The 14,345-nt window shown below is 72.7% G+C and carries 11 protein-coding genes; 5 read left to right on the forward strand and 6 right to left on the reverse strand.

Translation table 11 applies throughout. The features are described from left to right. Positions 1-109 precede the first annotated feature (109 nt). Complete coding sequence (locus tag ACFY2Z_RS10000) at positions 110-1,495, reverse strand: transcriptional regulator (RefSeq protein ID WP_390743683.1); 1,386 nt, start codon at positions 1,493-1,495, stop codon at positions 110-112. A gap of 393 nt (positions 1,496-1,888) precedes the next feature. Here ACFY2Z_RS10000 and ACFY2Z_RS10005 point away from each other — a divergent pair, with 393 nt between their 5' ends. The 3 genes from ACFY2Z_RS10005 to ACFY2Z_RS10015 all read left to right on the forward strand — a co-directional run bounded on the left by ACFY2Z_RS10005 (position 1,889) and on the right by ACFY2Z_RS10015 (position 5,288). Next, entirely contained in the window at positions 1,889-2,542 is a 654-nt protein-coding gene (locus tag ACFY2Z_RS10005; RefSeq protein ID WP_390743684.1) for a bifunctional DNA primase/polymerase, read from the forward strand. A 365-nt stretch (positions 2,543-2,907) separates the two neighbouring features. Then, positions 2,908-3,699, forward strand: a complete 792-nt coding sequence (locus ACFY2Z_RS10010) for an ABC transporter ATP-binding protein (RefSeq protein WP_390743685.1) — start codon at positions 2,908-2,910, stop codon at positions 3,697-3,699. Further along, positions 3,696-5,288, forward strand: a complete 1,593-nt coding sequence (locus ACFY2Z_RS10015; RefSeq protein WP_390743686.1) for a transporter — start codon at positions 3,696-3,698, stop codon at positions 5,286-5,288. The genes ACFY2Z_RS10010 and ACFY2Z_RS10015 overlap by 4 nt, the downstream gene beginning before the upstream one ends. A gap of 17 nt (positions 5,289-5,305) precedes the next feature. On the opposite strand, the gene ACFY2Z_RS10020 is transcribed toward ACFY2Z_RS10015, so the two are convergent. Together ACFY2Z_RS10020 and ACFY2Z_RS10025 are read right to left on the reverse strand one after the other, a co-directional pair. Beyond that, positions 5,306-6,166 (reverse strand): alpha/beta fold hydrolase, encoded by an 861-nt coding sequence (locus ACFY2Z_RS10020; protein WP_390743687.1) that lies wholly within the window; start codon positions 6,164-6,166, stop codon positions 5,306-5,308. A 722-nt stretch (positions 6,167-6,888) separates the two neighbouring features. Beyond that, positions 6,889-7,581 carry a metal-dependent transcriptional regulator gene (locus tag ACFY2Z_RS10025; RefSeq protein ID WP_390743688.1) on the reverse strand — a complete coding sequence of 231 codons (693 nt, stop codon included), beginning with the start codon at positions 7,579-7,581 and terminating at the stop codon, positions 6,889-6,891. Between the two features lie 321 nt (positions 7,582-7,902). Between ACFY2Z_RS10025 and ACFY2Z_RS10030 the strand changes: the two genes are divergently transcribed. After that, complete coding sequence (locus ACFY2Z_RS10030; RefSeq protein ID WP_390743689.1) at positions 7,903-8,706, forward strand: SIS domain-containing protein; 804 nt, start codon at positions 7,903-7,905, stop codon at positions 8,704-8,706. Here ACFY2Z_RS10030 and ACFY2Z_RS10035 read toward each other — a convergent pair. Together ACFY2Z_RS10035 and pdxH are read right to left on the reverse strand one after the other, a co-directional pair. Continuing rightward, positions 8,703-10,088 carry a PAS domain-containing protein gene (locus tag ACFY2Z_RS10035; RefSeq protein ID WP_390743690.1) on the reverse strand — a complete coding sequence of 462 codons (1,386 nt, stop codon included), beginning with the start codon at positions 10,086-10,088 and terminating at the stop codon, positions 8,703-8,705. The genes ACFY2Z_RS10030 and ACFY2Z_RS10035 overlap by 4 nt on opposite strands. 463 nt (positions 10,089-10,551) lie before the next feature. Continuing rightward, positions 10,552-11,190: a pyridoxamine 5'-phosphate oxidase gene (pdxH, locus tag ACFY2Z_RS10040; protein WP_390743807.1), complete on the reverse strand. Its 639-nt coding sequence runs from the start codon at positions 11,188-11,190 to the stop codon at positions 10,552-10,554. Positions 11,191-11,729: 539 nt separating this feature from the next. On the opposite strand from pdxH, the gene ACFY2Z_RS10045 reads away from it, so the two are divergent. Then, positions 11,730-12,830 carry a citrate synthase 2 gene (locus ACFY2Z_RS10045; protein WP_390743691.1) on the forward strand — a complete coding sequence of 367 codons (1,101 nt, stop codon included), beginning with the start codon at positions 11,730-11,732 and terminating at the stop codon, positions 12,828-12,830. A 47-nt stretch (positions 12,831-12,877) separates the two neighbouring features. On the opposite strand, the gene ACFY2Z_RS10050 is transcribed toward ACFY2Z_RS10045, so the two are convergent. Next, entirely contained in the window at positions 12,878-13,918 is a 1,041-nt protein-coding gene (locus ACFY2Z_RS10050; protein ID WP_390743692.1) for an isopenicillin N synthase family dioxygenase, read from the reverse strand. Positions 13,919-14,345: the final 427 nt, after the last annotated feature.

The following is a 14,345-nucleotide window of genomic DNA, read 5'->3' on the forward strand; positions in this document are numbered from 1 at the left end:
GCCCGCACACCGGGATCTTCACGGGCCCCGCGCCGGGATCGCCGCAGGCCCCGAGACGGGACCGCCGCAGGCCCCGCGCCGGGACCGCCACCGGCTCCCGGCCGAAGGCCTACGCCGCGGCCGCCAGATCCATCCGCGCCCCGAACTCCCGCACCACCGCCTCGTCCTGGAACGGCTCCAGCCGCTGCTGGAGGTCCTCCAGATACTCGGCGCCGCGGTTGGACCTGAGGGCGCCGAGCAGTTCCACGGCCTTCAGGCCCGTGTGGCAGGCCTGTTCCACCTCCCGCTGCTGCACCTGGGCCGTGGCGAGCAGCACATAGCCGATCGCCCGGCGCCGGGCCCGGGACTCGGGGTGCCCGGCGAGGGACTCCTCCGCGCGCCGGGCCGCCGCCTCGGCCTGCCCCAGATCCCGGTGGCAGTGCGCCAGTTCGTCCGCCAGATACGCGTGGTCGAAGTGGGCGATCCACGCCGGGTCGTCCCCGGACGCCGCGTCGGCCGCCTCCAGCGCCGTGACCGCGCGCCCCGCCGCGAGCTGGGTGGCGCGGACATCGCCCATCAGCGCGTGCCCCCGCGCCTCGGCGGCATGGAACATCGCCTCCGCGCGCGGAGTGACCCGCCCGCGTGCCCCCTCCTGGGCGGCGCGCGCCAACTGCGCGATCTCACGCGGGCTTCCGAGCTGCGCGGCGAGATGGCTCATGGAGGCGGCCAGTACATAGCCGCCGTATCCGCGGTCGCCCGCCGCCTGGGCGAGCCGCAGCGCCTGGATGTAGTAGCGCTGGGCGAGTCCGGGCTGCCCCGTGTCGACGGCCATGTATCCGGCGAGTTCGGTCAGCCGGGCGACCGCGGCGAACAGATCGCGTCCCACGGCCTCCCGGTAGGAGCCGGCCAGCAGTCCCGAGACGACGCTGTTGAGGTAGTGCACGACGACCGGGCGCACATGGCCGCTGCCGTACTGGTGGTCAAGTTGGACCAGCGCCTGGGTGGTCGCGCGCACCGCGGCCACGTCCGACGGGCCCACCCGTGGCCCGGCCGACCGTGCGACCTGCGCGTCCGGCGCGGAGATCAGCCAGTCCCGGCTCGGCTCGACCAGCGCCGACGCGGCGACCGACGAGCCGGACAGGAAGTCCCGGCGGCCGACGTCGCTGCGCCACAGCTCGCAGACCTGCTCGATGGCGCCGAGCACGGTCGGCGAGAACTGAAGGCCCACGCCGGACGCGAGGTTCTTGCCGTTGGCCATGCCGATCTCGTCGATCGTGACCGTGCGGCCCAGCTTGCGGCCGAGCGCCTCGGCGATGATCGCCGGGGCCCGGCCCCTCGGCTGCTGTCCGCGCAGCCAACGGGCCACCGACGTCTTGTCGTAGCGCAGATCGAGGCCGTGTTCGGCGCCGCACATGTTGACCCGGCGGGCGAGCCCCGCGTTCGAGCAGCCCGCTTCCTGAATGAGTGCCTGCAGCCGTTCGTTCGGCTGTCGCGCGACGAGTGGCCTTGCGGCCATGGCGTACCCCCTGTGGGTGCGGTGCCTGCTCACGCACCGAGTTGACGTGTCTTCTGCGGCCGGACCACCGGGAACACCCTTTTCGTGCACCGAAAAGATCCGGCCTTGAAGATCGATGCCCAGCGGACATGCCTCTGATGCGAGACATGCGAGGATTGCCGGGGTAAAGACTGGTGCCGTGCCCCCCACGTGGATACCCCGCCCCCGCTGCCGATCCTCTTGCGCGCCCCCACCCGTGCATCCATGCGCCCCGGTCGCGGAAACGGTGCTCCTCCCCGGCGCATGTGGGACAAAACCGGATAAAAAGTGCATGCCCAAAAACCGTTCCCCGGGCGGGAGATGGCTCGCGGTAGGCGGGCGTAACCCCCGGTGACGGCTAGAGTTGAGTTCATCGTGGAAGAGACCATCGCGGGCCCTGAAGCTGCCCACATCCCCAAGCAGCGCGGCGACTCACTCCTGGAAGCCGCGGTTCGTTACGCCGAGGAGCGCCACTGGGACGTGTTCCCGGGCACCTGGCTGGAGGCCGTGGAGGGGATGCACCGCTGCTCCTGCGATCAGCCCTCCTGCCCCACGCCGGGCGCGCATCCGGCGGGCGACGACTGGGCGACGCAGGCGACCGGCAGCGCGACGGCCGTGCGGCGGATGTGGTCCACCCGGCCCACCGCGTCCATCCTGCTGCCCACCGGGCGCACGTTCGACGCCATCGAGGTCCCGGAGACGGCCGGCTTCCTCGCCCTCGCGCGCATGGAGCGGATGGAGCTGACCCTCGGGCCGGTGACGCTGGCGCCGGACCGGCGCATGCGGTTCTTCGTCCTCCCCGGGGCCGCGGCGAAGGTCCCCGACCTGGTGCGGAACCTGGGCTGGTCGCCGGCCTCCCTCGATCTGGCCACCCTCGGCGAGGGCGGTTACGTGGCCGCGCCGCCCACCCGGTACGGGTCGCGGGGCGCCGTGCAGTGGGCCTGCCGACCGACGCCCGCGAACAGGTGGCTGCCGGACGCCGAGGAGCTGATCTCCCCGCTGGCGTACGCCTGCGGACGGGACCGCTAGGGCCTGTCGTCGAACTCGCGTCGTCGCCCGAAGGGCGGCCCCGCGGCGTCAGATGCGTGCTCTGGGGGCACCCCCCTGCTCGAAGAGCTCGGGGGAGTGCCGGGCGGAAGCCCTCGTACTGGAGGTACGTGGCGTTTCGCCCGATGCGGCGGAGGGGGCCCGCCCGCGCGAGCGAAGCCAGCGTCGGGGAGCGTACATGGCGTCGCGGAGCAGGCGGGAGTCTGACGACAGGCCCTAGTTGTATTGCCCCGGCAGGCAGCGTTCGCCCCGTCGCGCGAACGTCACCTGCCGAGGCACTAGCCGTCCGGCGGCGATGACCGTCCCGTGCCTACGGGGGGCGCGACCGCCCCCCGTATGGTGCTCCTATGACCGAGGGAACAGGGGCGGCCATGGCCGCCGTACGGGTGCAGGGGCTCTGGAAGAGGTACGGGGAACAGATCGCCGTCGCCGGGATCGATCTGGAGCTGCCCGCGGGGCGGTTCATCGGGCTCGTCGGGCCGAACGGCGCCGGCAAGACCACCACCCTGTCCATGGTCACCGGGCTGCTGCGGCCCGATCAGGGGACCGTCGAGATCGTCGGGCGCGACGTGTGGCGCGACCCGGTCGCGGTCAAGGCCCGCATCGGCGTCCTGCCCGAGGGCCTGCGCCTCTTCGAACGGCTCTCCGGCCGTGAACTCCTCGCTTACACCGGCAGGTTGCGGGGGCTGCCCGGCGCCGAGGTCGACAAGCGGGCCACCCAGCTCCTCGACGTCCTCGACCTGGCCGGGGCCCAGCACAAGCTGGTCGTCGACTACTCGACCGGTATGCGCAAGAAGATCGGGCTCGCCTGCGCCCTTCTCCACAATCCCGAAGTGCTCTTTCTGGACGAGCCGTTCGAGGGCGTGGACCCGGTCTCCGCACAGACCATCCGCGGCGTCCTGGAGCGGTACACCGGCTCCGGCGCCACCGTCGTCTTCTCCTCCCACGTGATGGAGCTGGTCGAGTCGCTGTGCGACTGGGTCGCGGTCATGGCCGCCGGGCGCATCCGCGCGCACGGCCCGCTCGCCGACGTCCGGGGCAGCGCGCCCACGCTCCAGCAGGCGTTCCTCGAACTGGTCGGTGCGCGCGCCCAGAACACCGGTGCCGATCTCGACTGGCTCGGCGGCGGCGCCCGATGAGCGCCCCCGGTCTCACTCCCACCCTGGTACGACTCAAGCTGTCCCTGCTGCGCAACGGGCTGCGGCAGTCCGCCGGGCGGCGGGCCGCGTACGTCACGACCGTCGTCGTGGTGCTGCTGTTCGCCGCCCTGCAGCTGATCGGCCTGATCGCCCTGCGCGGCTCGACGCACGCCGCCACCGTCGCCGTGCTGCTGGCCATGATCCTGGCGCTGGGCTGGGCCGTGATGCCGCTGTTCTTCCCCAGCGGGGACGAGACGCTGGACCCGACCCGTCTGGTGATGCTGCCGCTGCGCCCGCAGCCGCTCATACGGGCCCTGCTGGTGGCGTCCCTGGTCGGCATCGGGCCCCTGTTCTCCCTGTGCCTGTTCGCCGGTTCGGTGGTGTCCGTGGCGCACGGGGCGGCCGCCTACGCCACCGCCGTCGTCGCCGTCGTGCTCGCGCTGCTGGTGTGCGTGGCGCTCGCCCGGGCCGTGGCCGCCGCCAACATCCGGCTGCTGACCAGCCGCAAGGGCCGTGATCTGGCCGTCCTGAGCGGGCTCGTCGTCGCCGTCGGCGCCCAGCTCGTGAACTTCGGCGCGCAGCGGCTCGGTCCGGGCGGACTCACCCAGCTGAACCCGGTCGCGGACGTGCTGCGCTGGATTCCGCCGGGCTCCGCGATCGGCGCGGTGGACTCGATGAGCAAGGGCTGCTACGGCATCGGGCTCGCCCAGCTCGCGCTGAGCGCCGCCGCGGTGGCGGGGCTGGGGGCCCTGTGGTCGCGCAGTCTGACGAAGCTGATGACCTCGCCGGACGGGTCCACACTGCAGGCCGCCGAACCGGGCCCCCGCGAAGGCGCCTCGACACGGCTGTCCCGGCTGCTGCCCGCGGGTCGCACCGGCACCGTGATGGAGCGCAGCCTGCGCTATGTGTGGCGCGACCCCAAGACCAAGGCGGCGTGGGTGACCTCGCTCGCGATCGGGCTGATCGTGCCGGTCTTCAACGCCCTCCAGGGCACCGGCACCGTCTACTTCGCCTGCTTCGCGGCGGGGATGCTCGGCATCCAGATGTACAACCAGTTCGGCCAGGACACCTCCGCGTTCTGGATGGTCGCGATGACGATCTCCTCGCCCCGTGACGCCTACGCCGAACTGCGCGGCCGGGCGCTGGCCCTGCTGCTGATCACGGTGCCGTACTCCGCCCTCGTCACCGTCGTCACCACCGCGCTGCTCGGCGCCTGGCACAGGCTGCCCGAGGTGCTCGGGCTGTCCTTCGCCCTGCTCGGCGCGATGCTGGGGACCGGCGCCTGGACCTCGGCCGGCTTCCCGTACTCGATCCCGCAGGAGGGCTACAAGAACGTGGTCCCCGGGCAGGCGGGGCTGGCCTGGATCTCCATCCTCGGCGGCATGGTCTCGGCGGCCCTGCTGTCCTCGCCGGTGATCGCGGCGACGATCTGGCTGAACGTCACGTCGGGCGGGGCGGACTGGACCTGGCTGCTGCTGCCCGTGGGCGCCGTCTACGGGGCGCTGCTCATCCTTCTCGGACTGCGTCTCGCGGCACCCCGGACGGCACGGCGGCTGCCGGAGATCCTGGCGGCGGTCGGCAAGGGGTAGGGCAGGGCCGGGGGCGGTCAGGGGGTGGGCAGACCGTCGAGGAACGGTTCGATCGCCGCGCGCCAGGCCTCCGGCTGGTCGTAGTGGACGAGGTGGCCCGCGTCGGGTACCTCCGCGTACCGGCCGTGCGGCAGGACGCGCACCATCTCCTGCGCCTCCGCCCGGCCCAGTTCGCCGTCCAGGCCCCGGACGACCAGGGCCGGGCACTGGACCTGTGCCAGCTCCTCCCAGTGCGCGTCGTAGACCCAGGTTCGGCGGGACCTCAGCATCTGCTCGGGTTCGAAGACGGGCCGCCAGCCGTCCGCCGACTCGGCCATCACCTCGGCGTAGAACGCGCCGCGGGCCGGATTGGGCCGTTCCACCCAGGGGTCGTCCTCGCCGAACCACTTGCGGACGTCGGCGAGCGTGGCGAAGGGCAGGGGCCAGGACTTGAACCAGTCCTCCCACTCGCGCTGTGAGGCGGCGCCGAGCGCGGAGGCCCGCATGTCACAGATGACCAGGCCGCGGACCAGGTCGGGGCGTTTGGCGGCGAGCTGCCAGGCGGTCAGGGCGCCCATGGCGTGGCCGACGAGGACGACCGGGGCGAGGCCGAGCTGTTCCACGGCGGCCTCGGCGTCGTCGATGTAGTCCTCGCGGGTGTACTCGCCCTCGGGCGGCTTGTCGCTCTGTCCGTGGCCCCGCTGGTCGAGCGCGACTGCACGATACCGCTCGGAGAGCCGGCGGGCGGTGGACGCCCAGTGCGAGGCCCGGCCCATGAGCCCGTGCAGTAAGAGCACACCGGGCGGGTGCTCGGTCTCCCCGGTCTTGGGAGGCTCCGCGAACTCCCATGCGGCGAGGCGTACGCCGCCCGCTCCGGTCACGTCGATGCGCCGCACCATCCTCCAGGCACCCCCCTGCTCCGCTCGGACCGCTCGCCCCGCTTCGCGCGGTCGGTCCACGCTCGTCCTGCTGTCGCTGTGGTCCTGCTGCTCCTGCTGCCGCTGGTGTCGCGGGCCATCCCCGTGCGTCGGGCGTCGGTCCGGTGCCGGAGCGGCCTTGGTCCCGTACTGCCGGGCCCCGTGCCGATGGTCACAGCGCGCGGTCCGGTGAGATCGTCACTCCCACGCTATCGAATGGCTATTCGAAAATGCGGATTCCGGCGGCAACACCCCTCCTTCGAGTGACCCCCCGCCATGATTGGTCGCCGTCTGCGCGGGGAGATCTTCTGCGGGAGGCGGACCGCTCGGGGAAAACCGGTCCGAGGGGGATGACCCTGGGAGCTCGGGGCTCCGGGTCAGAACAGGGGAGGACAGGCCCCGGCGCCCAAGGGCGCCGGGGCCCACCCCATGTCCGTGGCACATCCGCCCGCCCCCTCCCTGACCAGGCGACGTCGCTGTCGCCGACCGGCCAAGAGCCCTCAGGTCATATGCCTCATGCGACAGCCTCGCACGCGAACGGTCAAAGCGCTGCGATTCCGCACATTGAATCTTGAGGGCCGCGGGATCGAGTTAACGCCACCGTGGTCACCCGTGTCACAGGCGTTGACGGGACGTGGCGCGCACGGGTACCCGCCCGGCCGTACGGGGGCGTGGGCGCCGTACGGCCGGACGAACGGAACGGCTCAGCGCTTGGCCACGAACACATGGGAGGCGATGTCGGCCGCGAGCTCGGCCGCCTCCCCGCCGCTGCCGACCAGGACGCCGCCCGCGGACTCCGTCACGCTGACCACCGAGCCGGGCTGCACGCCCGCCCGCCGCAGCGTGTACATGAGCTGGGCGTCCGTCTGGATGGGCTCGCCGATGCGCCGCACGACCACCGTCTTGCCGTCCGCGCCCGCATCGAGATCGGCCAGGGACACCATGCCCTCGTCCAGGAACGGGTCCGCGCCGTCCTTCTCGCCCAGCTCCTCCAGGCCCGGGATCGGGTTTCCGTACGGCGACTCGGTGGGGTGGCGCAGCAGCTCCAGGACGCGGCGCTCCACCGCCTCGCTCATCACGTGCTCCCAGCGGCACGCCTCGGCGTGCACCTGCTCCCACTCCAGCCCGATCACGTCGACCAGCAGGCACTCGGCCAGGCGGTGCTTGCGCATCACGCGGGTGGCGAGCCGACGGCCCTCGTCCGTCAGCTCCAGGTGTCGGTCCGACGCGATGCCGACCAGACCGTCGCGCTCCATCCGCGCCACCGTCTGGCTGACCGTCGGGCCACTCTGGTCCAGCCGCTCGGCGATCCGGGCGCGCATGGGGACCACGCCTTCCTCCTCCAACTCGAGGATGGTGCGGAGATACATCTCCGTGGTGTCGATCAGTCCGGACATACGTGCCCCTCGATGTGATCTGCCGGAGGCTCCACGGCTCACCGGCGCGTGCGCTGGCCCTGAGTCAATTCTGACGCATCCCACTGACAACCGTGGCGCGGTGAGGCAACCGGGGGGTTACCGGGCCCCGGCGACGGGTACGAGGGCGCGTTCGTCCGCACGAGCGCCGTATTGACATCCCACTGGTCCAGACCGCAACGTGATCCGCGACACGGACCGTCACGGGCGCCGGTGCGTGGTCGGTGTGCCGTCCGGGCGCCGTCCGCCGGGGTCGATCCGTCGATCCGGCGATCGACCAAGACTGCGAAGGGGGCGCCTGGAATGAGCGAGCGGGCGAGAGGCGAGGAAGCGCGGGCCGGGGAGCCCGGTGACGGGGGCACGCCGGCCGAGCGGTTCTTCGACGCGGCGATCGGGCTGCTGCGGCGGGCGCGGGACGAGGAGGCGCAGCCGATCGCGGCGGCGGGCGACCTGATCGCGGACACCGTCGCCGCCGGCGGCCGGCTGTTCGCCTTCGGCGCCGGGCACTCCTCGCTGGCCGCGCAGGACCTCGTCTACCGCGCGGGCGGCCTCGCCCTGATGAACCTGCTCACCGTCCCCGGCGTCGTGGGCGTCGACGTCACGCCGGCCACACTGGGCTCCGCGCTGGAGCGGGTCGACGGCCTGGCGAGCGCGGTGATCGAGTCCAGCCCGCTCCGCTCCGGGGACCTGCTGGTGATCATCTCCCTGTCCGGCCGCAACGCGCTCCCGGTGGAGATGGCCATGACCGCCCGCGCCCGCGGGGTCAAGGTCATCGGGGTGACCTCGGTGGCGTACGCCTCGGAGACGAAGTCGCGGCACTCCTCGGGCACGTATCTCAGGGACCACTGCGATCTCGTCCTCGACTCGAAGATCGCGGTGGGCGACGCCGAGCTGACCCTCGACACCATCCCCGCGCCCTTCGCCCCCGCCTCCACCGTCGTCACCACGGCGCTGCTCCAGGCGGTCATGGCCACGGCCGCGGCCACGCTGGCCGAGCGCGGCATCGAACCGCCGCTGCTCAGGTCGGGGAACGTCGACGGCGGCCACGAGTGGAACGGGCGGATCCTGCGGGAGTACCGCGACCGGATCTTCTACCAGCAGGGCTAGGGCGTCTTCTCCAGCAGGTCGGCCAGGTCCAGCGCGGCGGCGATCCGTACCGCCACGTCCTCCCCGTACACCGCGTCGGCGCGCTCGAACCGGGTGCGCCCGGCGCCTCGCAGAAACGTCACCACGCCGAGTGTCCGGCCCCGGCTGCGGAGCACCGCGCACAGCGCGTGCACCGCGTCCGCGGGCCACTGCCGGGCGAGTGCCCACTCCCGTGCCCGCTCCGGGTCCGCGGAGCCCGCGCCGGCCCGTACGCATCCGGCGCGCTCCACGCACTGCAGGGCGGGATGGCCCTCCTTGTAGCGGACGGGCAGCCCGGCCTTTCCGGCGAGCAGGCTGGGTCCGGGCGCCCCGGACGGCGTCTCGGCCGCCCGCACCAGGCGTATCGGACCCTCCGCGTCCGTCACCGGGCCGCCCGCCACCCGGTCGACCAGCGCATGATCGGCGAATCCGGCGAGCGCGAAGTCCAGATGGACGACGGCCGCCTCCATCGGGTCCTCGCACTCGGCGGCCGCCCGCGCGGCGCGGTGCAGCTGGTTGGCCCGGAAACGCAGCAGGGCCGCCTCCTGCTCGGCCTGCCTGGCCTCGGTGATGTCCTGGAACAGCCATCCCACACCCAGCGGAACCGGTTCTTCCGCGAGTGGGGAGGCCAGCCGTACGAAGCCGCTGCGCCAGCACCGCCGCCGCTCGCCGTCGGTGGTGCGCACGCTGACCCACATCTCGGCCGGCGCGGGCGGGGCGCCCTCGGCGAGCACATGGGTCAGCGCGCTCTCCAGCTCCTCGACGCCCTGCGCCAGCAGGTCCCCGAGCGGCCGTCCCAGCACGGCCGTGCGGCCGATGCCGAGCGCCCGGGCGGCGTGGGCGTTGACGACGGCCGGGCGCAGATCCGCGTCGACCAGCACCACGCCCCAGCTCGCGTCCTCGAACAGGGCCTCGCTCAGCGCGATGGACCGCTCCAGGTCGATCTGCGTATGGACCTCGCTGAAGGCGCAGTAGACCCCGGCGGGCTTCCCGTCGGGCCCCCGCACCGTCGCGGACTGGGTCCGCACCAGGACCCGTCCGCCGTCCTTGGTGAGCAGCGCGAACTCGTGGACCTGGCGCCCGGTGGCCCGCATCGCGGACATCAGCCACGCCTCGACCTCGGCGGCGTCCGCGCTGCGCACGGCCCAGCCGGCGAACCCGTGCCGCCCCACGGCCTCGGCGGCGGACCAGCCGAGAATCCGCTCGGCCTCGCGGTTCCAGTGGGTGACGACCCCCTGGGCGTCGAAGGCGCACAACGCCGCGTCCATCCCGTCCAGCAGGGCAGCCAGAAGATCGGAACCGTCCCGCTCGGGCTCGCCCGGCCCCAGCTCGTCCGTGGTCCCCCTACGCCGGGAAGCACTCACCTGAACCCCCTGCAGGCTGCTGCGTCCGTACGTACGGCGCTCGTCCCCTCGCTTCCTCACATTCAACTGGAACGTGACCCAGCCCACATGCCCTTCGCGAAAGATTCGAGGAAATCCTTGCACCGGCCCGGACGGGTCCGCGGACGTGCGTCCGCGGAGCTCCCGGGGAAAGGGCTCCGGAAAAAAAGCTGTTGATCGGTGGCGAAGGGGTTCTTAGGGTGGGGAGCACCGAAGAAAGGAGGTGGTTCGGAGCATGTATGCACACCGGACGTCGGAGGTGGCTGCGGGCTAGTGGCCCGTCACCACACTCGGTGCGGTGCCGGACCAGCGCGTGCGAGACACGTGCAGCCGGCCTAATCCAACGCAGTCACCCGACCCGCGAGCTCGCCGGTACGTCCGGCCGGCTTCTCCGCCCTCAGGCGGAGGGACCAGAGCTCGCGGGTCGTCTGCGTTCGGGGCGGAATCAGGGGCTGAGCCGCTCCACCCGCCAGCTGCCGTCCGGCCGGGCGACATAGCGGAGGCGGTCGTGGAGGCGGTTCGCGCGGCCCTGCCAGAACTCGACGGTCTCGGGGACGATCCGGAAGCCGCCCCAGTGCGGCGGGACCGGGACCTGGGAGCCCTCGGGGTAGCGGGCGCTGAGCTCCTCGTAGGCGGTGTCCAGCTCGGCCCGGGTGGGGATCACGGAGGACTGGACGCTGGCCCAGGCGCCCAGCTGGGAGCCGTGGGGGCGGGTGCGGAAGTAGGCGGCGGTCTCGTCACGGCCGGTACGGTGCGCGGTGCCGGTGACGATGACCTGGCGTGCCATGGGGTGCCAGGGGAAGAGCAGCGAGATGTGCGGGTTCGCCGCGAGGTCCCGGGCCTTGCGGGAGTCGTAGTTGGTGTAGAAGACGAAGCCCTCCGCGTCGTACTGCTTCATGAGGACCGTGCGCGAGCTGAGGCGGCCGTCCGCGTCGGCCGTGGAGACGATCATCGCGTTCGGCTCGTAGATCATCCCGGCCACGGCGGCCTGGGCGGCCTGCTTGAACCAGTGGGCGAACTGCTCCATGGGGTGGGCGGCGAGCGAGGACTCCTCGAGCCCCTCGGCGCGGTAGTGCGCCCGCATCTCGGCGGGGTTGTGGGCCAGGTCCTCGGCGGGGCCTTCGGCCGCGCGTTCGACGATGGGTTCGAGGACGGGTTCCGCGGCGTCCGCGGCCGCGGCGGCGGCCTCGGCGGCACGGAGGGCCTCGGCGGAGGGCCGGGCGGGGGGTTCGGCTCCGCCTTCAGCTGCGGGATCGGGTGCCGGTTCGTCCGGGCGGCGGTCGGTCACGCCGTCATCTTGCCGCATGGGCACGGCTCCCGACGGGGGTGTGGTTCATCACTGCGTGGCACTGAGTGCCGCATGCTCTCCCCAAAGGTGACACTCGGGGATATCGTGCTGGTGCCGCTCGGATGGGGTGACCGCCTGCCGAGCGGGGCATCACCGGAGTGACCGTTTTGGACCGCGAGTCTTCGGATACGACCGTGAAGGACCGTGGAACCGGGACGGCCACCCCTTTCCCGCAACCGAAGTGCACGGCCCGAGTCCGTCCCAGCGGGCCGTGGACGGGGCCGACGGGAATCCCATCGACCACATCCGCCGCACACATCACGAGGAGCCGCCTGATGTCCGATTTCGTACCCGGGCTCGAAGGAGTCGTCGCGTTCGAGACGGAGATCGCCGAACCCGACAAGGAGGGCGGTGCCCTGCGGTACCGGGGCGTCGACATCGAGGATCTGGTCGGCCACGTCTCGTTCGGCAATGTCTGGGGGCTGCTGGTCGACGGGGCCTTCAACCCCGGCCTGCCGCCCGCCGAGCCGTTCCCGATCCCCGTTCACTCCGGTGACATCCGGGTCGACGTGCAGTCGGCGCTCGCCATGCTCGCCCCGGTCTGGGGCCTGAAACCGCTGCTGGACATCGACGTGGAGCAGGCCCGCGACGACCTGGCCCGCGCGGCCGTCATGGCGCTGTCGTACGTCGCCCAGTCGGCCCGTGGCCAGGGGCTGCCGATGGTGCCGCAGCGCGAGATCGACAAGGCGAACTCCATCGTCGAGCGGTTCATGATCCGCTGGCGGGGCGAGCCGGACCCCAAGCATGTCGCGGCCGTCGACGCCTACTGGACGTCGGCCGCCGAGCACGGCATGAACGCCTCCACGTTCACGGCCCGGGTGATCGCGTCCACGGGCGCGGACGTGGCGGCCGCGCTCTCGGGCGCCGTGGGCGCCATGTCCGGGCCGCTGCACGGCGGTGCGCCCTCCCGTGTGCTCGGCATGATCGAGGAGATCGAGCGGACCGGGGACGCGGAGGCCTATGTGAAGCAGGCCCTGGACCGGGGCGAGCGGCTGATGGGCTTCGGGCACCGGGTGTACCGCGCCGAGGACCCGCGGGCGCGGGTGCTGCGCCGCACGGCCCGGGAGCTCGGCGCCCCGCGCTTCGAGATCGCGGAGGCGCTGGAGAAGGCGGCCCTGGAGGAGCTGCACAGCCGCCGTCCCGACCGTGTCCTCGCCACGAACGTGGAGTTCTGGGCAGCCATCATCCTGGACTTCGCCGAGGTCCCGGCGCACATGTTCACCTCGATGTTCACCTGCGCCCGGACGGCCGGCTGGTCGGCGCACATCCTGGAGCAGAAGCGCACGGGCCGTCTGGTGCGCCCCTCGGCCCGCTATGTCGGCCCCGGGCCGCGCAGCCCCCAGGACATCGAGGGCTACGCGGACATGACCCGCTGAGGCCTACGGGAGTCACCCCCCGGCCGCCGGTGTCCCGGCGGCCGGGGTCACGCCGGTGTGAGCAGCGCCGCGTGGTGGCGCTCGGCGGTACGGGGGTGGGCCCGGAGCTTGCCCTTGAGCTCGTTGTAGCCGTACTCGGCGAACAGCGGGTTGGCCGGGTCGGCGGTGATGCCGGGCGCGGTCGAGGCGCCCGGGAACAGCAGCGGCTCGACCCGGGCGTCCAGGCGCGGGTTGTAGAAGAACGGCACGGAGAACCGCTCGGTGGCACCGGGCGGGCTGACGACCCGGTGGTTGGTGGCCAGCAGATAGCCGTTGGTGGCCACCTCCAGCAGTTCGCCCAGGTTGACCACGAACGCCCCGTCCAGCGGCGGCACGTCGTGGAAGAGCCCGTCCTCGCGCTGCACCTGGAGCCCGCCGACCCGGTCCTGCAGCAGCAGGGTGAGGAAGCCGTAGTCCTTGTGCGCCCCGACGCCCTGGTCGGCGCCGTCACCCGCGCTGCCCGGGTAGCGGACGAACTTCAGGTGGGGGTGGGCGCGGTCGCCGAAGACGGAGTCGTAGAAGGCGGGGTCCGCGCCGATCGCGGCGAGCAGCTCGTGCAGCAGCCGCTGGGCGACCCCGCTGAGCCGGTCGATCCAGGCGAGGGCCGCCGTGCGCAGCTCGGGCAGGGCCGCGGGCCACTGGTTGGGGCCCTGGAGCCACCAGTAGGGAGCTTCGCCCGGTCCGGGCACGTGGGCGGGGCGTTCCGCGCCTATGTCGAGCTGGTCGCGCCAGTCGCGGGCACCGGCGGTGCGCTCGTCGCCGATGCGGGTGTAGCCGCGGAAGTGGGGCGAGTTGACGTTGTCGAGGGCGAGGCGGTCCGCTTCGGGCAGTGCGAAGAAGGCCCGCATGGCGCCGAGCAGGGCATCGGTCTCGGCCTGGGTGATGCCGTGCCCGACGAGCTGGAAGAAGCCCACGTCGTGAGCGGCGCTGTGGAGCTGCGCGTGGAACAGCGCCCGGGCCTCGGGGCCGCGGTCGGCCGCGGAGAGGTCGATGATCGGGAGCTGTCGCCGGGAGGTCTCGTACGACGGGGTGGTGGCCGTGTGGGTCATGGGTGCGTCCGCGGGGTGTACGGGGCCCGGACGGCCGCCTGGGGTGTCGGCGGTGCCCGGGTGCCGGGTGGAAAGGGCGTAGAGGCGTGGCAGCGCGCGCAGATGCGCGGGAAAAACGCAGAGATCGGGGCTGGGTCAGGCAGAGCGCCGACAGCCCATGCTCGTGACGCGCACGTAGTCCACGTGTCGGCGTCGAACGAGCATCGGAAGCATGGGCCCAGGGTAACGCTCTCCGGTCGGGCTTCCGGTGCCTCTTCCGTCACACTGCCGTCACACTGCCGGGTCTCGGCCCGGTGCCTCGCCGGTCACGCCGCCGGGGCGTCGCCCAGAACCTCGCCGGTCACGCCGCCGGGGCGTCGCCCAGAACCTCGCCGGTCACGCCGCCGGGGCGTCGCCCAGAACCTCGCCGGTCACGCCGCCGGGGCGG

It is taken from the genome of Streptomyces sp. NPDC001222 (assembly GCF_042896945.1).
In the GTDB taxonomy this organism is placed as follows: Bacteria; Actinomycetota; Actinomycetes; order Streptomycetales; family Streptomycetaceae; genus Streptomyces; species Streptomyces gibsoniae.